Source organism: Xenorhabdus budapestensis (genome assembly GCF_002632465.1).
GTDB classification, from domain to species: Bacteria; Pseudomonadota; Gammaproteobacteria; order Enterobacterales; family Enterobacteriaceae; genus Xenorhabdus; species Xenorhabdus budapestensis.
This window is the reverse complement of record NZ_NIBS01000007.1, coordinates 107989-127843: the sequence shown is the minus strand read 5'-3', so window position 1 is coordinate 127843 and position 19855 is coordinate 107989. Positions and strand designations below refer to the sequence as shown.

Annotated in this window: 13 protein-coding genes and 1 pseudogene; 10 read left to right on the top strand and 4 right to left on the bottom strand. The window is 41.0% G+C overall.

From position 1 onward, the window contains the following. The first annotated feature begins 354 nt into the window (after nt 1-354). From Xbud_RS08890 to Xbud_RS08860, 7 genes are all read left to right on the top strand, one after another. Entirely contained in the window at nt 355-1725 is a 1371-nt protein-coding gene (locus tag Xbud_RS08890) for an isochorismate synthase (RefSeq protein ID WP_244589896.1), read from the top strand. 129 nt (nt 1726-1854) lie between these two features. Further along, nucleotides 1855-3579 carry a 2-succinyl-5-enolpyruvyl-6-hydroxy-3-cyclohexene-1-carboxylic-acid synthase gene (menD, locus tag Xbud_RS08885; protein WP_099135724.1) on the top strand — a complete coding sequence of 575 codons (1725 nt, stop codon included), beginning with the start codon at nt 1855-1857 and terminating at the stop codon, nt 3577-3579. Then, nucleotides 3576-4382, top strand: a complete 807-nt coding sequence (gene menH, locus Xbud_RS08880) for a 2-succinyl-6-hydroxy-2,4-cyclohexadiene-1-carboxylate synthase (protein WP_099135723.1) — start codon at nt 3576-3578, stop codon at nt 4380-4382. The genes menD and menH overlap by 4 nt, the downstream gene beginning before the upstream one ends. A gap of 12 nt (nt 4383-4394) precedes the next feature. Beyond that, the gene (menB, locus tag Xbud_RS08875) at nt 4395-5252 is read left to right on the top strand and encodes a 1,4-dihydroxy-2-naphthoyl-CoA synthase (RefSeq protein ID WP_099135722.1); all 858 of its coding nucleotides are present in this window, start codon (nt 4395-4397) and stop codon (nt 5250-5252) included. Beyond that, entirely contained in the window at nt 5252-6247 is a 996-nt protein-coding gene (menC, locus tag Xbud_RS08870; RefSeq protein ID WP_099135721.1) for an o-succinylbenzoate synthase, read from the top strand. Before menB ends, menC begins: the two co-directional genes overlap by 1 nt. Further along, on the top strand, nt 6238-7659 hold the full coding sequence (menE, locus tag Xbud_RS08865) for an o-succinylbenzoate--CoA ligase (RefSeq protein WP_099135720.1): 1422 nt from the start codon (nt 6238-6240) through the stop codon (nt 7657-7659). The genes menC and menE overlap by 10 nt, the downstream gene beginning before the upstream one ends. Before the next feature lie 108 nt (nt 7660-7767). After that, nucleotides 7768-8310, top strand: coding sequence for a YfaZ family outer membrane protein (locus Xbud_RS08860; RefSeq protein WP_099135719.1), 543 nt, complete (start codon nt 7768-7770; stop codon nt 8308-8310). 54 nt (nt 8311-8364) lie between these two features. On the opposite strand, the gene tyrP is transcribed toward Xbud_RS08860, so the two are convergent. The 3 genes and pseudogenes from tyrP to Xbud_RS20460 form a co-directional block, all read right to left on the bottom strand. Then, entirely contained in the window at nt 8365-9510 is a 1146-nt protein-coding gene (tyrP, locus tag Xbud_RS08855) for a tyrosine transporter TyrP (RefSeq protein WP_339353681.1), read from the bottom strand. 527 nt (nt 9511-10037) lie between these two features. Next, on the bottom strand, nt 10038-10304 hold the full coding sequence (locus tag Xbud_RS08850; RefSeq protein WP_099134068.1) for a helix-turn-helix domain-containing protein: 267 nt from the start codon (nt 10302-10304) through the stop codon (nt 10038-10040). Between the two features lie 1548 nt (nt 10305-11852). After that, nucleotides 11853-12037, bottom strand: a pseudogene (locus tag Xbud_RS20460) (DNA primase); the annotation flags it as partial. A gap of 508 nt (nt 12038-12545) precedes the next feature. On the opposite strand from Xbud_RS20460, the gene Xbud_RS08840 reads away from it, so the two are divergent. The 3 genes from Xbud_RS08840 to Xbud_RS08830 all read left to right on the top strand — a co-directional run bounded on the left by Xbud_RS08840 (nt 12546) and on the right by Xbud_RS08830 (nt 16232). Further along, entirely contained in the window at nt 12546-13754 is a 1209-nt protein-coding gene (locus tag Xbud_RS08840; protein ID WP_099135717.1) for an ABC-three component system protein, read from the top strand. Continuing rightward, nucleotides 13751-14050: an ABC-three component system middle component 4 gene (locus Xbud_RS08835; protein ID WP_099135716.1), complete on the top strand. Its 300-nt coding sequence runs from the start codon at nt 13751-13753 to the stop codon at nt 14048-14050. Before Xbud_RS08840 ends, Xbud_RS08835 begins: the two co-directional genes overlap by 4 nt. A gap of 202 nt (nt 14051-14252) precedes the next feature. After that, nucleotides 14253-16232, top strand: coding sequence for an AAA family ATPase (locus Xbud_RS08830; protein WP_099135715.1), 1980 nt, complete (start codon nt 14253-14255; stop codon nt 16230-16232). A 1114-nt stretch (nt 16233-17346) separates the two neighbouring features. Here Xbud_RS08830 and Xbud_RS08820 read toward each other — a convergent pair. Further along, the gene (locus tag Xbud_RS08820; RefSeq protein ID WP_244589895.1) at nt 17347-19785 is read right to left on the bottom strand and encodes a DUF5906 domain-containing protein; all 2439 of its coding nucleotides are present in this window, start codon (nt 19783-19785) and stop codon (nt 17347-17349) included. Between the last annotated feature and the right edge of the window lie 70 nt (nt 19786-19855).

Here is a 19855-nt window from a genome sequence, read left to right as displayed (position 1 = left end):
TTTTGCGAATGAGAATTATATTTTAGGTTTTAGTAGAGTGAAATTCATAAAATGAAATTAGTCATTTTTTTGATAACTAAGTTTGGCATGTTAGTCTTGTGTTGTTTATTTTTAGAAATAAAGTTCTATCGGTGTCAATAATATGATATATCATCTATCATACTGATTTTTTAAATAAAATGTTTAATGATTGATTTTTCTAATAAAAATAGGCAATTAATCAGTAAAAAAGGTGAAGTTATCACTAGATACTCAGATCAAAACCAATCACATAAACAACCATACAAACAATAAGTACTTTAATAATTCCTGCCGACTCGTATAATTTTGCATTTTATCATGTTATTAGTGGGGATGTTTGTGGATAAGATTGCTAATATCATCGCTGATGTATGCGAAATTCTTAATACCGAAAATGTTAGCGAAGTTGGTATCCAGTCGTTCTGTTTTTCACTTCCGGCAACCAGTGAAACTGATTGGCTGGAATGGCTGGCAGCTCAACCCCATTATCCACAGTTTTACTGGCAACATCGGGATGGGCATGAGGAAGTTGCCGCCTGTGGGCAAATTCGTCTTTTCAGTAATGCAATTAAGGCAGAGACGTTTTTACATCAACACATTCAATTTCCCCAAATGCGTATTTGGGGATTAAATGCCTGGGAAAAGACGGATGTTTGCCATATCAGGAATAATCAGAATAAAGAGCAATTGCAGGAGAACGAGAAAAATACAGGTGATGAAGAAAGTTACTTGTTCTTGCCAAGAATGGAAATACGTCGTTGTCATGGTGCAACCCGTTTATATTTGAATATTAATGGACAGGCTGATATCGATAATATTCACTTATTTCTTAGGCAAATTGTCCCGCATCAACCATTCCAGACATCGTATGCAGCAGTATTAAATGCAACTCATATGCCTGAAAGTGAACAATGGAATATTTTGCTGAAGCAAGCATTGAATGCTATTACCCAGAAAAAGATGGAAAAGGTTGTAATGGCGCGGAAAACAGAACTTACGCTGAATATGCCCTTGCAAGCTGCGCAATTTATGGCTTCCAGCCGTGGAGTAAACCATCGTTGTTATCATTTTATGCTGGCGTTCAATGATAATCAGGCTTTTCTTGCTTCGACCCCAGAACGACTTTATTACCGTTATCAGTTACAGGTATTTACTGAAGCATTAGCAGGAACAACGGAAAATTCTGAGGATGATCAAAAAGCAAAAGAACTGGGGCAATGGTTATTGGAAGATAAAAAGAACCAACATGAAAATTTGATTGTTGTGAATGATATTTGTCAACGTTTGCAAGGTGGAGTCGAATCTATTGATGTTGCTCCTCCTGACGTAATCCGTTTACGTAAAGTGCAACATTTACGCAGGCATATTCACGGTGTCTTAAATCAGGTATGTGACAGTGATTGTTTACACCGTTTACAACCGACAGCTGCCGTCGCAGGTTTACCGAGAGAAGCCGCTCGACAATTTTTGGCAGAAAATGAACCATTTCACCGCGGCTGGTATGCCGGATCTGCGGGGTATTTATGTTTGGAGCAGAGTGAATTTGCTGTTTCGTTGCGATGCGCCTATATAAATGGTGATTTATTATCATTGTATGCGGGGGCAGGCATTGTTTCTGGTTCTGATCCTGAGCAGGAATGGATAGAAATCGAGAATAAGGCCGCAGGACTACGTTCATTGTTAGGTAGCTTGGCAAATGAATAAGTTCATGGAAATAACGTTAATTACATGGCATTTCTTTGAGCTATGACAAAGAAGGCGTTTTTAAGAGAATAAGCGTGAAGAATGTCTTATATAATCCATTCTATTTTTAAATAAGTTTTCGAACACTCTATGTCAAACAGCGCACTGAACCGTCGTTGGGCGGAACTTTTACTGGAAGCACTGACTCGTCATGGTTTGCGTCATGTCTGTATCGCTCCCGGTTCTCGTTCCACACCGTTGACACTTTCCGTTGTAAAGAAAGCTGCCGCAGAGAACGGTAAACTGATATGTCATACCCACTTTGATGAAAGAGGGCTGGGCCATCTGGCGCTGGGATTGGCCAAAGCGAGTCAGGAACCCGTTGCTGTTATTGTGACGTCAGGAACCGCAGTGGCTAACCTGTATCCTTCCCTGATTGAGGCCGGGCTAACCGGCGAGCGGTTGGTTTTTCTCACTGCGGACAGGCCACCGGAATTAATTGGTTGTGGTGCGAATCAGGCTATTCGCCAGAGTGATATTTTTGCCTCACATCCGGCTCAAACACTTGCTCTACCACGACCGACCACCGATATTTCAGCCAGTTGGCTGGTTTCTGTCATTGATAATGCGATGTCAAATCTGAAGCAAGGAGGGTTACATATTAATTGTCCTTTTGCTGAGCCTTTATATGGTGACGATGAAAAATATCAGACATGGCAGCAAACGCTGGGGAATTGGTGGCAAGGCCACCAGCCGTGGCTTAAACAATCGGTAACACATGTTATTGCCAAAGTAGCGGATTGGGATTGCTGGCGGAAAAAACGCGGTGTCATACTGGCAGGAAGAATGGGAGCCGAAGAAGGGAAACTTGTTTTACAGTGGGCGAAAGAAATAGGCTGGCCATTGATTGGAGATGTGTTGTCTCAAACAGGTCAGCCTTTGCCTTGCGCTGATTTATGGCTGAACCATCCCCGTGCGCAGAAAATCCTGGCAAAAGGGCAGTTGGTTATTCAGTTTGGCTCCAGTCTGACCGGAAAAAGATTATTGCAGTGGCAGGCTAAATGTCAGCCAGAAGAGTATTGGATTATTGATCCTATTATGGGAAGGCTTGATCCTGCTAATCATCAGGGACGCAAGTTTACCTGTCATGTGGCTGATTGGTTACGGGATCACCCTGCTCAAACAGAGATGCCTAATGTTTCTGAGACGAAGGTTTTTGGGACGAATGTTTCTTGGGCGAATGAACTGTGGATTTGGTCTGAAAAAGCATTCGGCTGTGTTAGCGCACAACTGGATGGAAAATTCAGTGAGGCTGCGGTTGCTCATCAGCTACATCAAGTATTACCGCAGCAAGGGCAGTTATTTGTCGGCAATAGTTTGCTTGTCCGTTTGATTGATGCGTTAGGACAACTCCCTGAGGGTTATCCGGTTTACAGCAATCGTGGTGCAAGTGGTATTGATGGGTTAATAGCAACTTCTGTCGGGGTGCAACGGGCAACCGGTAAACCGACTTTAGCGATTATCGGCGATATTTCTGCACTTTATGATTTGAATAGCTTAGCTTTACTACGGGAGAGCACTTCACCCATGGTGCTGCTTATCGTAAATAATAATGGCGGACAAATTTTTTCATTACTGCCCACACCGCCGGAAACACGCCAGCGTTTTTACTGTATGCCGCAAAATATCCATTTTAACCATGCTGCTACCATGTTTGACTTGAATTATAGCGCGCCACAAAACTGGTCTGAATTAAAACAGTCTGTTGAGCAGGCATGGCAGCAAAAAACAGCGACAATCATTGAACTAATCGTGACAGATAGCGAAGGTGCAGTATGTCTGCAAGAGTTGCTGAAACAGGTGACTGAACTATGAAATTGGCCTGTCAGATATTCAATGCAGAAGCAGTTAATGTAGAGGCAGTTAATGTAGATAGAAAGAGCACATGGCTGGTTTGGTTGCATGGACTGCTAGGGAGTGGCAACGACTGGCTGCCGATTGTGAACGCTTGTAACCAATATACCTCTTTGGTGATTGACTTTCCCGGTCATGGCAATTCTGCCGATATTACGATTACAGGTGGTTTTGCTGAGATGAGTAAATTGCTGAACGAAACCTTACTCGTACATCAGATCCATGATTATTGGTTAATCGGCTACTCACTTGGCGGACGGATTGCTATGTACCATGCAACTCAAAACCACAATAACCAGCAAAGATTAAGAGGGATACTGGTGGAAGGGGGAAATCCGGGGCTGTTTTCTCAGCAGGAGCGCGATGCCAGATTGTTGCATGACAGGCGATGGGTACAACGTTTTCGTGAAGAACCCATGTTAGAAGTTTTGGCTGACTGGTATCAACAACCTGTATTTGCAGATTTGTCACCGGAACAGCGCCTCCGTTTTATTCATCTCCGCAGACAAAACAGAGGCAGCAGCATTGCCGGCATGTTAGAAAATACCTCACTTGGGCACCAGCCATGGTTAGTGCCTGCCTTACAAAAACTGGCAGTGCCTTTTGTTTATTTATGTGGTGAACACGATCAGAAATTTAAAGAAATAGTGAAGCAATATGCACTGCCATCAAAAATAATTCCCCAGGCTGGACATAATGCTCACAGTAGCAATCCTGCGGGTTTTTCTGCCGCAGTGAACCATTTTTTATCACTTTTCGGTTAAGGAAGTTCAATAATGCTCTATCCAAGCGAAGAAAAATTATATGCCCCGGTTGAATGGCAAGATTGTTCCAGCGGGTTTGAGGATATTCTTTATCATAAATCTCCAGATGGTATTGCCAAAATCACCATTAATCGTCCGCAAGTGCGTAATGCTTTCCGTCCTCTGACCGTTAAAGAGATGATTCAGACACTGGCTGATGCCCGTTATGACGATAGTATTGGTACAATTATTCTGACAGGGATGGGAGAAAAAGCATTCTGTGCGGGAGGAGATCAGAAGATCCGTGGCGATTATGGTGGTTATAGAGATGAAGGCGGAACACATCATTTGAACGTATTGGATTTTCAACGCCAAATCCGTACCTGCCCAAAACCAGTCGTTGCTATGGTTGCCGGATATTCTATCGGTGGAGGACATGTATTACATCTGATGTGTGATCTGACCATTGCAGCAGACAATGCAATTTTTGGTCAGACAGGCCCCAAAGTGGGTTCATTTGATGGTGGCTGGGGAGCATCTTATATGGCGCGGATTGTGGGGCAGAAAAAAGCCCGTGAAATCTGGTTCCTGTGCCGCCAATACAGTGCGCAGGAAGCGCTTGATATGGGGCTGGTCAATACTGTTGTTCCTCATGCTGAGCTGGAAAAAGAAACAATCCGCTGGTGCCGTGAAATGTTGGAAAACAGCCCAACGGCGTTGCGTTGTCTGAAAGCTGCATTGAATGCGGATTGTGATGGCCAGGCTGGTTTGCAGGAGTTAGCGGGAAATGCCACCATGTTGTTCTATATGACTGAAGAAGGGCAGGAAGGACGTAATGCGTTCAATGAAAAACGTCACCCTGATTTCAGTAAATTTAAACGTAATCCATAATGCGTAAAGCAACCTTATATCAATACAGCTTGCCTATGGAGGCAGGTGTTATTTTACGTTACCAACGTCTGAAAACCCGTGATGGTTTTTTAGTGCATGTGCAGGAAAGAGGTAACCATGGTTGGGGAGAAATTGCCCCATTGCCGGAATTCAGTCACGAAACGCTTGAACAAGCCCGACATGCTGCGCTGGAATGGTTAACACACTGGTGCCAAAACCAAACAGGGCAAAATAAAGAACCAGAGCAGAGTGAATTACCTTCTGTTGCATTTGGTATCAGTTGTGCCCTTGCTGAATTACAGGGCGAACTTCCCACAGAGGCCAATTATCACAAAGCACCATTATGTACGGGAGATCCTGATGATGTGATCTTGCGCCTGGGAAAAATAGCGGGGCGGAAAATTGCTAAGGTGAAAGTGGGGCTTTATGAAGCGGTACGGGATGGCATGCTAGTTAATCTCTTATTGGAAGCAGTACCCGATCTACAACTGAGGTTGGATGCCAACCGCAGTTGGGCGCGATCGAAAGCAGATAGATTTGCGAAGTATGTCAATCCTGATTATCGGCAGCGCATTGCTTTCCTGGAAGAACCTTGTAAAACCCGTGAAGACTCACTGGCGTTTGCCCGTGAGACAGGTATTGCCATTGCATGGGATGAAAGTGTTCGTGAAGCAGGTTTCATGGTAGAAGCTCAGGAAGGTGTTACAGCTATCATCATCAAACCAACGTTGGTAGGTAGTATTGCTCGTTGTCGTCAATTGGTCACCGAGGCTCATCAAGCCGGATTGGAAGCAGTGATAAGTTCAAGTGTTGAAACCAGTTTTGGTCTGACACAACTGGCTCGTTTAGCATATTGGCTAACACCAGAGACACTACCGGGGCTGGATACGCTTGATCTGATTCAATCGCAACTTGTCCGTTGCTGGCCAGACAGTGATATTCCTTGTATGGAATTAGAAGAACTGGAAGTGATGTGGAGTTATGAATGTCATTAGTGGCGTTTAATCAATGGCCATGGCATCATTGGGCGGTTTGTTATCCAGAAAAACAGGCAATTTGGCTGTATGACAAAGCAGTAACCTGGCAGGAATTGGCAACAAAAATTAACATTATCGCAGATTACTTCCGGCTACAGGGGGTATCACAAGGTGATGGTGTGATCCTAAGAGGCAAGAACAGTGCAGATCTCTTGTTGTGTTATCTTGCTGCTCTGCAATGTGGTGCAAGAGCGTTACCGCTCAATCCTCAGCTTCCGGAATCGTTGTTGATAGAATTACTTCCTCACCTGAATCTGGCATTTGTGGCTGATTTTACCGATTTACCTCTATCGATCATTCAGGCAACTGAACTCGACTGGCAAGCTGAGTTTACAGTTATGTCAGGTGAAAGCATGTCAGGTAAATGTGTTTCATGGGATATCAATCGCCCGGCAAGCATGATCCTGACTTCAGGATCTTCCGGGTTGCCCAAAGCAGTGGTGCATTCTATTGGTGCTCACCTTACCAGCGCACAGGGCATCCTTTCACGCATAGATTTCCAGCCAGATGATCGTTGGTTACTGTCGTTGCCACTATTTCATGTCTCTGGTCAGGGAATACTTTGGCGCTGGCTATTGAAAGGTGCAGAACTGGTGTTGCAAGATATGTATTCTCTGGATAAAGCCCTATCGGGTTGCACGCATGCTTCATTAGTACCGACTCAACTGTGGCGCTGGCTCTCCCAACCTCGTGAACACGATCTGACTTTGAAAGATGTGTTATTAGGCGGGGCAATGATACCGTTGGAGCTTATTCAACAAGCTGAGCAGCTCGGGATAAGCTGTTGGTGCGGTTATGGTTTGACTGAAATGGCATCAACCGTCTGTGCAAAACGCGCAGATGGCTTATCGGGAGTAGGAACGCCGCTACCGGGAAAAGAGATCCGTTTGTTGGATGAGGAAATACAGATCCGGGCAGATAGTATTGCTATGGGTTATTGGTTTGATGGGAAATTAAAACCATTAGCCAAAGAGGAAGGTTGGTTTCCGACCCGTGACCGGGGCGTTTTTAAACAGGGCGAATTGTGTATTTTGGGACGCCTTGATAATCAATTTTTCAGCGCTGGTGAAGGTATTCAGCCGGAAAATATTGAGCGTATTATTAATCTGCATCCCCAAATCCAACAAAGTTTTGTTGTTCCAGTGCCTGATACTGAATTTGGGCATCGGCCTGTTGTAGTGATCGAAACAAACGATCCTCAACTTACAAAAACACTTGTTAATTGGCTTTCCGATAAACTTGCTACATTCCAACGACCTGTAGCTTGTTATTTGTTACCGGAACATTTGAAAAATGGCGGGATAAAAACTTCGCGTCAACAGGTCAAAGAATGGGTGCTAAAACAATATAGTGCTTACATATCTTGGTGAATCTAAATAGTTTATTACATTCATAATCTATAGTGTTTATTGGATTCCAGTAAAATGGCTCACGAATATTAGCAACTACATAATTACTGATTGAGAAGAGAGAGATATATGAAAGGTTTTATTGCTGTCAGTGCGGCCAGTTTGCTCTTTGTGGCGGGTACTGCAAACGCAATTTCTGTGAATGTAGAAGCAGGAAAACACTATACCAGCACATCTGCGGGGATTGGTGATAAAAATGCGGGTTTGTCCCTCAATGGAAATTGGACTCGCAGTGATCATAATGGTCAGTTAGGGAGCTTGGGGGCTGCTTTTGCTTTGCCGATTGGTCCGATAACAGCAAGTGTTGGTGGTAAGGCTCTCTACTTGTCACCAAAAGTGGGGAAAGATGGTGCTGCATTGGCTGGTGGTGTTGGTCTCAGTTGGGAAGTAATGCCTTCTTTGTCACTATACGGTGAGGCTTATGGTGCTCCATCGGGTTTAACTTCTGGCATTGATTCTTATACTGAGGCAGCAGGCGGAGCTCGTTACACTCTATTTAAACCAATAACCATTAATGCTGGTTATCGGGTTATTGATTTGAAAGGAAAAAATGGAAACCGCAACAATAAAGTGTCAGACGGTTTTTACATCGGAGTGGGTGCGAGTTTCTAACATATTCTAAATTAGGGTTATCCGATCCGCATCATTAAAGATGCGGATAATGATTTACCCCACTTCTGGCAGCATACCTGTGACAATCCCAATCTGAATGGCAATTACAGCAAGGCCACAAAGGAAAACCAATATCAATGCTGATTTGCCGCCTTTAACACGATATCCACCCTGATTTTCTTCACGGCTGCGCCAAACCAGCAGGCAAGGAAGCAACAGTGCCAGAATAGACAGAGCAACAGCAGCGAATGTCAGCGCCATAACAAAGTTAGGGTAGAACAGGGCGCAAAGCATGGGGGGAATAAAAGTCATCAAACCAGTTTGCAAACGTCCTCTGGCGTGGTTACGGCGTTTTAGCAAGTCAGCAAGATAATCAAACAGACCGAGTGAGACCCCAAGGAATGATGTTGCCAGTGCAAGGTCAGCAAACAGGTGGACAGCAAGTTCTACTTTTGGTGAGGCAACAACTTCTCTGACTGCTTGCAGTAAACCGTTCAAACCAGATTGTTGTGCAAGAATACCGACAAAGGTATTGGAAGAAATGGCTCCAAGAGTAACCAATTGCCACAGGATGTAAGCGCCCAACGGGATAGCACTACCGATGATAAATATCTTCCGTAGCTTATTTGTATCTCCTTTCATATAGGAAACAATACTTGGCACACTTCCGTGAAACCCGAACGAAGTAAAAATCACCGGAATAGCAGACAGTACCAGCCCTTTTTCTATTGGCATAGATATCAAGTTGATTTTATCAACATGAGGCATCATCACACCGAGTACGACTATCAGAAAAATGATTTTGGCGGTAAACAGTAGGCGATTAATTAAATCAACGGATTGTGTGCTGATACAGACTACACCTCCGGCAACTATCGTAAACACGATGATCCCGGTAGAGACAGTAATTGTTTTATCCATCCAAGCGGAAAGGCTGGCAGCCAGCAATTCACCTGCGCCACTGATATAGGCTGTTGTCAGGGCATACATCAGAAATAACATACTGAAACCCGTTAATACCTGTCCGCCGATCCCCAGATAGCGTTTGGCAATGGTACTCAAGCCTGTATTGGCTTGATTATGTTGATAAACTTCTACCAGCAGAAGTGCAGTGTAACTCATCAATGTCCATAAAGTGATTAACATGGCTAGTGTTGTTCCAAAACCTACACCTGCCGCAGCCAATGGCATTGCCAGCATCCCGGCTCCAATCGTTGTCCCGGCGACGATAAAAATACTGCCAATAGTGCGATTCTTCACGCGATCCTCGTCTCTGAATATGTTGGAAAAATAGTTATAAGACAGGCAGGGTAAAGGATTGATTTATGGCTGTCAAATTTATAGTACATACAGTGTAAATAAATAATTACATTATATACCAGTGGAAAGAAAACAATGAAAATGGATAATTTCTTATCATTATTTGTGAGCGCATGATTTGGATGAAAGGAGGGAGGAGATCTCAATACTGGCATATTAACACATTAATATTTAATAAATTAATTTTATTAAAAAAGTCACATACCCCCAGTTGTACCCCCACATTATTTTGCTACATCAAGTCTGGTAGTTTTTACGTGAAAATTAGGTTTATAACTGTTTAATCATCACGTTAAAGCAAAAAAGCCATGAGATTTGGAAATGGTCAAATTTTGCTGCCATTTCACGCTCAGGGCTTCATATAAACATTTATCATTTTTACGAACTAGATCACAAATTAAAACGGGTTATTCCTGTGGTTTATCGCGAACCTTACGTTCAATTAGTCGACCATACGAATCAAAATAGCGACTCGGCCAGATTTCAGATGGGTGTATTTCGAGATAGTTAGCGATAATCCATTCGCCTTTCGGCCACGGTCTGCTGAGAGTATTTGCCAGTGTAGATGAACTGAGTCCCGACTCACGAGAGACAGCCGCTAAAGTTGTACCTCGTTTGCGTAATGCAGCAATAATATCGGCCTGATGCCAGTCATTTTTAACATTGTTATTCATTCCTGCTACCCCTTCCATTAATTAATATTGATGGTGGCGATTCAGACAGGGTTCGCAGTACCGGGAACTATCAACCGGCGAGGCCTAAGCCTCCCCCACCTGAACCGCCATTGAAAAGGCGATAGCAGACACACTGGTAGAAACTTCCTACCAGTGGATAGTTCATTACAAGGCTGCGAAACCTTACCACTGGATTGTGCCAATGGCGGGGAAACTTTAACTGATTGTTTTATCTGAATCAATAACCGAACGGCTAAGTTTAACGACTATAAACTCACTCAACATAACGGACAGCGATCCAAATACTTAATTCCCCAATCAACCAGTTCATTAATTTTCTTACTTATACCTGACAACATGCAATCTCTGGCGCGCGACAGTTCGGACAAAACAAAAAATACCTGCTTTGCCCTTGATCGATATCTGTGCGCCAGAGTGAACGCAAGTTGAGGTATTGCGGGGCATCGGTTGAGTACACGGTACTGCCGCCTGTATGAACAGGTCATCCCCACCGGCATAAAGCCAGCCTCGATATCGTCAATCTCTCCTTTTTCAATCTATAAAAAGCAGTGTCAGATTCACTGCGTGGTTAATCAGGCCAGAGTCTGTCAGGGTTGAGTGATGCTATGGCTGCGGCGTCACTTTCAGCGGTAAACCTGCAAAAAGTGACACCTTGAGTTCTGTAAACAGTCAGCAAAAATCGTGCGAACGTTGAAGTACCATCAGGCACAGCAAAATGCCGTAAGGTTAAATATCAAACGGTAGTCATGTTAATGGATTAGCTGTAGAAAAATTGTCTATTGAATAATTCAAACAGGGATAGGTAAAAGTATGAACAGATGCGCAAAGGCTATCCTGTTGTTCATTGAAGACAAATAGGATTTATGTTGATTTGAAACGCCAGTGTATGAACCCACGTTCAATACACTTCGGTAACAAGATAAAGATATCCTTTTGGGTTATCTATTAGTTTAAGAGACCTTCATTGCCAGACGATGTTTTAGGTGTCTTGACAATATCTGCTCCCAAAGATGGGCAGATGTACCGCAATTCTTGCTCTCTCTTTCAGGCTACGAGAGTTTTGTTTCGCCACCCGAAGGCGATCCTGACAGGCGATGGATCATTAGTGTAAGTGGAATATTAGCGGCTATGGTGAGTAGGGTCAACAGCTTATGTTATGGGTTAATTGGAATTTAATCTGTCAAATATAATTTCATAAAATGACTAATTTTGACAGTTTGCTTTAACTCATTTATGCCCCAAAACATGTTGTACACTACTCCTATTAAAAAAGTTAAACTGGATGGGCCACCTAGAAAATCTAATGACCAATTAAAAGAGTTAATAAGAAGGACTCGACTAATTGACTTTATGGTACATAACCGAAACACAACGTAAATTTGCACCATAACAATTTGTTATTACGAAGCAAAATACTTACTGGCACTAAAAGTTCGAAATTCTCCTTTGCTTAAAGCATAAAATCTTGTCGAATGTCTCAGGGCGTGAGGTAGACATTTAATACTGCCATGCTAGAACTCGCTATCACGGGTACGACCACGGCTTAATTCCTGCTAACAGTGCCACAATAATGTTGTCAGTTACGGACTGGTAAATATCAGTTCGGATTTTAGAAAATTTCGTTTTTAAGGAGTCTGACAGATCCAGCGAGGGTACACAATCGCCGCTACGGTGTTAGGAGCGCTAGCTTGGATATGCAGGAAAATAGTCATAGTTTTTTCTCCGTCAGTGGTGTGATTTTCGTCTTCGTGTGCCTGACAGTTCGCTTTCCCTGTATCGCTCCATCCCACACGGGAGCAGAATGCGTGCCACTCCTTGTGGAACGGATTGTGTTGGGAAACCATTAACCGGAAGCAGATATGGAAATGGAAAGCACATAGGAGAAAAAATTAGTTTTTGCATACAGAACGTAGTGCCCCTTGCTCAGTAGTAGTGAAAAAGCTTTCAAGTCTCTTTAATATGAGGAATACAGTTAGCGACTCCCTAATATAGAATAATACATTGATTAATATACATTTAAATTATCAACATAATTTTCAATTGATCAGTTAATCAATTGGTTAGAAAATGTAACCATATACGGAGTATATCTTATTAATAAATAACCCCGCCGCAAGCGCGGGGTATTGATATGAAATCACCCGCTTCGCATCGTTCAGCTTAATTTTATACGTCGCAAGCGACGGGGAGTTCAACCCAAAGAGATTAAAAGAGATAATAATGAGCATGCTAATTTGGAAGAAAAGAAATAATTTTAAAAATATAATATTGTTTATCCACGGATTAAAAGGTGGATCTTCTACATGGTCTTTTAATAAGGATATATCTTTCCCTCAATTAATATCTGATGATGATGATTTAAATGACTGTTTTGATATAGCCTGCTTTGAATATTTCACCAAATTCACAAATAGCTATGGCAAAGCTAAAAATTTATTCTCAAGATTATTTACCACGCTGCCAAAAAGAGAAGTTAACCTTCCAGTTGATGAACTTTCTGAACTATTGGTTGGAGAGTGTCAGATCAACCTTTCAAATTATAATAATATAATTTTTGTTGCTCATAGTATGGGTGGATTGATAGCAAAATCATGCATAATAAAAATGAGTGAAAGAGATATTTCTCATAATATTTCTGGTTTCATTTCGCTTGCAGTTCCGCATTCAGGTTCAGAAACTGCGTCATGGGGTAGTATGGTTTCCTCAAATGTTCAACTGGGTGACTTAAGTGTATTTAGTAGAGAGACTGATGATTTAAACCGCAAATGGATAAGATTACCCAAACTTCCAGAATTAAAATTTTTATATGGTAGCTATGATAATTTTGTTGTTAAACAAAGCGCAATTCCTATCCAAGTTCCCGCAAAAGAATCAATTGCAATTCAAGAAGACCATATGACTATTTGCAAGCCTAAAGATAGAGAATCCAATGTTTATTTAATTGTTAAAAGATTCGCTTTAGAAATAAATAAAAAAATGGTCCTCATTTTATCTCCAACTGAATTCAAAGATAATAGTCAATATGACAAAGAGTTTTTCTTCTTGAAAATGATAATAGCAGATGTCCATAGTGATATAGCAAAGCATGCTAAAGAATATTACTATAATGCAGAATTAGCTAGGAACGTTTTTACCAGCGATCACGATAGAGAGATATTGGGCAGTTTATATAGAAAAATTAGAGAGATATATCAAACTCAATATCATGACTCTATTGCAAATCACAATACATCAAATCAGCTTTTGGCCGCGATACACAAAAAGATAGAGGACGAGGATAAGGTAAAACTTTTATCTCTTCTTAATTCTCTTGGTAGCGTACATAAAAAAGGAATGTTACATCAGCTTGCCAACAAATTAGACAGGGATGTAATCTGGTCTCCCGACACATCTCTTGACTCTTTGCATAATTTAAGAGGTCAGAAATGAATACTTTGCCATATATTCCTCTCGATGAAGAATTAAACTTGAATATTTCTTTGCTTATTATTTTAATTCATACTTTAAGCAAGAATAAAAATGATGTTTGGATATTGAATAAAAACAAAGCTCAAATATTTATGTATTTAATTAAAAACCCATCCAAGCTTGAAGAGGTAATGACTCTCACAGGCAAAAAAAATGTATCCATCGACATGTCTGAAACATATACAATAAAGAGCTTTTCATTAAATGTTGATATATTATTTGAAACATCCAAGATAAAAACACTTTTAAAAAAATAGCTGCAATGGGATTTCTTAGTGTAAAAAAAATTGGTAATGTAACTTATTTCAGCCTTTCTTATCTTGGTGAAAATTTCTATAATGAACTTGATGGGGAATATTTTAACTCAATAAAAAATTACACTAAATCTTTAGAGAAAATAAAATCATTATCTTCAAGAAAGCTAAACTCTATACTTAATGAAGTATTTAAGGTCTCAAAATGAAATCCTATCTAAGAATTGAACGATTAATACTTGCAGGTGTTCGTAAAAACTACATTGTAAGATTTGAAGAAGGATTAAATATAATACATGGTGATTCAGACACAGGAAAATCTAGTATTCTAGAATTCATTAATTATTTGCTAGGAGCAAGCAAAATAGAATTAGCTGATGAAATAATTACTTCCATTAATTTTGCCGCCTTAGAAATCATCATTAATGATACACCTCATACTATTGTTCGGGATATTTACAAGCCACAGGATTTTATAGAAGTTTACCTTTGTTCTTTCGAAAAAAGAGAAGGTTTTATCTCCAGAAAGTATGCCCCAAACTTTTCAAATAATAATGCTCCAGATGGATTCTACTCCGATTTTTTAATGGATGCATTAAACTTCCCAAAACTTAAATTAAAAGTCTCCCCGACTCAATCGACCAGCCAGTTCAAAAGATTAAGCTTTAGAAATATTATTAAGTATGTTTATGTAAATCAAGATGACATGGGTAGCAAGTCTCTTTTGGGACTCACAGATTGGGCAAAATACACCTATACCAAAGAGGTATTCAAGTATATATATAATGTTCTAGACACTGACATCTTAGATATAGAACAACAAATATCTAACAAGCGTATAGAGCTAAATAATTTAAGGAAAAAATATGAACATGTTTCTGATTTTCTTAGAGAGACCGGATACGAGAGTATACCATCAATTGATGATGCAATAGGAGAGTGTGAGGTAATTTATGAATCATTCAATGATGAACTTTCTAAACTAAATAACAACATGATGGCAAATTCAGACAATTACAATCAACTTAAGACCTACCATTCTGAATTTAGCCTTAAAATAAAAGTAATCACTAAAAACATCGAAGATATTACATCTAAGAAAGAACAGTATATTAGACTTAAAAATGATTATGCAAATGATATAAAGAAAATAAAAGCAATCCATTTAGTGAATAAGAAAATTGGTGTAGCCCAAGATATGAAATGTAACTGCCCGATCTGTGATAATATAATCACTATCGAAAAAGGCGATGGAGGTTTCATTAAATCTAAACCTGAATCTTTGGACGAAGAATTACTTTCTTTACTAAAGAGAGAAAAATCTATTGAAGAGCTTATTATAATCCTGACTAACGAACAAAGGAATCTCTTAGGTAATAAGGTTAAACTTGAGGGTGATTTAATCAAAGTTAGTGAAATGATAGATACTGAAGCAAAACAGTTTATCACACCTTTTCTCACGCAACGCGATGCCTTGTTAAAGGAGATGACTTCTGTAAGTAAAAAGAGAGAAAGCTTGGTTTCGAGCTTGAGAGTTAGAAATCATCAAGATGAACTTTTAACTAAGCAAAAAACTATTTCTGATAATATTGAAACTTTAATAGAAAAACTTGATGATTTAAAAGGTAAGGCTCCAAGCATTGAGGGAGTATTATCTTCTTTGGGTGATGATTTAATGGCTTTCTTAACTGGTGTGAAAATAAAAAATAGAACTGGCATAAGTATTAATAAGAAACACTTTTCCCCTGTCGTAAGAGAAAGAGATTATTTCAATATAACATCTGGCGGATTAAGAACGATAATTTCCATAGGATATATGGCAGCAATATTGAAAAGCTCAATTGATGCTGATATTAATCATCCCCGCCTTTTAATGCTTGATACGATAGGTAAATATCTGGGTAAAAACCTAAAGCCAAAATATGCTGCACAAACAAATATAAAAGAAGATATTGATGAAGGAATTTCAGATCCTGAAAAATATGAAAACATTTACAATGAACTCATTGAAATATGTAATTATGCACAGAGAAAAAAATCACCATGCCAGATAATAGTGGTTGATAATGATGTACCAGACAAGCTCTCAGAGAGACTAAAGGCTATTACCGCCGCACATTTCAGCACAAACCGAGAAAATGGATTACCCGTTGGATTAATTGACGATGTGATTTACAAACATTAACATATCTATTATTGGGAGCTATGTTAAAAATAATTTAGCATAAGCTCCCAATTTTATTTTTGGGGGTTGTGTTGAATAATGGAGAGTAGATTATAGTTAGGGCAGGTAACACTGGAATTCCGCCATATTATTGAAAGTTCTATTACATTTCCGGAGCGTTGACGATGGATATGATTAATATCAGCGCACAGGATAATTTGATTGGTATTTATTTTGGGCAGGATTACGATCTTTTTGATGACAATGAAAAGATCGAACCGAAAATAAGGCGTTTCTAGCCGCTTCTCATAAAGGAATGCAGTATGCGGTTATCGGTGATATTGCCTCTTACTACGCAAATCGACGACCTAATCACTGATTTCAGAGCGCATTATCAAAGAACTTTTGTTCCCGAGAACTGGAGCATTATGTCCGAGGCATTTATGAAACTGGTCAGAGAAAAGATTAAGGTTGCCTTGTCCTCTGGATAGACGTTAACCGTAGTTTGGATTCCAGATATCTATAAACCGAACTTAATGCGATTGAAACTGTAAATAGAGCGTCATGGGTTTATGTCCACTTGGCACAAAGCCGCCTATCTGGTTAGGTTTCATTTAGATCATCAATAGTGTCAGCTTGAGTCTTATTTGGTAATCACATTGGTACAACTAACTCTTCTTGTCCAAAATCAGGCTAAAAGTAATTTCCAATGATTTAGATGTAATAGTTCAACCCCTACTGACGCGCTGCGCTTGTCTTCTCCGTGTTACCGGGCTAATACATTAACCCAGTAACTCGGAGAGCTGAAAAAAACACCTGCCAGAGAAAACATTTTTATCTACCCCTCCCTATTAAAGAATTAGTAATAAAACTGTTCACCCTGTTCACCTTTGAATAATTCTATTTAAATTCAAACCATTAAAGGGTGATGAGTTGAAATTAAACTCTTCATTACTCTTCACCCAACCGTTCACCTCCAACCAAAAAAAAGGTGAACAGTGATGAATAGTTGTGAACAGTTTTAAAATAACTATTCACCCTATAATACATTGATATATTTGGTTTAAATTATAGGGTGAACAGTGGTGAATACTTTTTTATATTTCTTTGAAAAATGCTTGAAATCAGAAAAAAATTATTCTTCTGGCAGGCTATCCCTTGTCAATTTCGGCATCCATTCGATAGCAGTATCAAGGTTCAGGCTCAGATTGCTACGAATGCCCTGTTTGCTTTTCTTGCGTAAATATTGCTGGCTGTACTCTGCCAGTGCGCCTGACATATCCATGCCGAAACGAGTCACGGAAACAGGTTTATTCAGGTTATTGCCTTTCATATAAGCAAGATAGGCGTGATAAAGGTATTTGCGGGGATTGAACGGCATAATTTCCGCATTACCGATTAATAGGCCGTCAACTTCATGGGAAGCAATGAGATAACCGCAAAAATCGACCAGTGGATCTGTACCGCGTTTGATATCCAGTGCTTCTTCTGATTTCTGTTGCTCTGCCAGTAAACACCTTGCAGTTTGCGGATCAAGGAATCTGTGAAGCAAATGCCGGATAATCACAGGCAATTCTGCCGCAATTTTATCCCGCAGGAGCGGATCACGTTCATTTTCCGGCACGACTTCCGAAAAGTTGAAAATCACGCGACGCCGTGACACACCACCACTGCGATCACTGAAACTCATGGCATTATTGTTTACTGCCAGTACAACGGCGGGAATACGGGTTGAATAGGGTTGTTTGTGCTTCGGATCGATGGCAACTTCATCTCCGCCTGTAATCGCCTTGATACCAGAACCATCGCCCGCATAACGGGTTTGGTCTGGCAGGATAATCAGCGAATAACCGGCAATCAACGCCCTTTCCCGTGGATTTTCCAGTGCGGCCATACTTGCGGAAACGGTATTGCCTTTACCTGCCAGCATGGAACAAATTTCGGCAAAGATACTTTTGCCACTACCTCCTGCTCCGGTGACTTCCAGAAAAAGTTGCCAGTCATAACGGTTCGCCAGCACCATAAACAGTGCTGCCAGCACTCTGTTTGTTTTATTTTCACAGTTGGCTGTTACCTGATTGAGCCAGCGCCAGAACTGTGGCGCGTGATCTTGCAGGGTTTCCCCCGAAACAGGAGAATTGAATTCAACGTCATTGGCAAGCAATAGCCAGTCATTTTTGCGGTGAGGCCGGAACTGACCGGCTTTCAAGTCAAACACGCCATTACTAAACCCGATTAAGTGGCGTTCTGGTGGTTGCATCATGGGAAGCTGTAATTTCAGGGCATCCACAGCAGAGCTAATACCATGTGGTGAGTACGGCAATTTTCCTTCCATAAAAGCAGCCACCATTTCCCGTCTTAAATCACGGTCACTGACCAGACACCAAACAATACCGTCATAGTGATGTACAGTTTCCGAAGCACCATCCAGTGCCAAATCACCGTTATAACGTGCCAACAATACTTCTCCGCGTTGGCTGGCTCCCATTTGGCATAATGTCAACTTAGATGACTCAGCATCATTGGACTGAATAGCTTCTTTTTTCTTGATTAATGCTGGTTGATAAAGCTCCTGAGCAAAGGCTTGCTGTGCTATTTCCACACCGTGTTGCTGGCGATAATCGTCCCAATCAGCTTTTAATTCCGTAGGCGGTAGCGTTATCCAGCTGCTAATCGCTATAGCGGTCTTCTCTGCTGCTATTTTGCCAACATTCTTTTTTAGCCTGCCATTTTTGTCTCGTTCTTCCGGTTCGTGCCAGTCGTTATCGGCGGCAATTATGATTCTGGAATTTGGGTACTGCTCTCTAATCTGCTCGGCAACAATCAATAGGTTACTTTCATCAATCGCTGCCAGTACCATTCCTTCACATAATAGGCTGACAGTTAAAGCTGTAGCGTAACCTTCAGTAATGATGATTGTGTCCGGCATTCCGATTATCTCAGTTACCGGGATAAAACTGCCTTTTTTATGTGTACCGGAAACAAGACGTTTTTCGCCGTTTGGCTTGATGGTCTGTGCGCCTGTGATTGTGCCATCCAGCATTTGAGTGATCAGCAACAAAGAACCATCTTTTAATAACCGCTGATTGGGGCATTGCAGTCCCTTTTTCACCAGATATTGAGATTCACCCGTAACAGCAGTGGCAACCAGTGCCGCGATACGTTCAGCAATTGGTTTAGCGTTCCTAGTCAGCGTTTTGGCTGGTTTGGGTTCTGGCAAAGGCAATGCCAGCGCATCTGCAACAATTTTTGCAGCCTCAAAAATCGAGATCCGGTTGGTTTTAGCCACTAAATCCAATCCATCACCATAGTTCGGAGCGTCACACTGGCGGCAATGCCAGTTGCCGTGATGGTGATCGTCGATAAAGTGGAAACGGTCAGTGCCACCACAGACAGAGCAAGCGCCATGTTTACCCTTTTCGGGAATATCAATACCACAGGCAGGTAGCAGATTTTCCCAGTGATACATGGCGGATTTTTTTACTGTTTGGATAAAATCGAGTGGTTTTTGTTCGTCTGTTTTATCTGAAGATGTAAATTTAGGATGAGTTTGGTTAGACTGTGTATCAGCCATCATCGTTACTCCAATTAACGGTTATTGGTCAGACGCCTCAGATGTGTTAGCGCACACTGGGGCGTTGCTT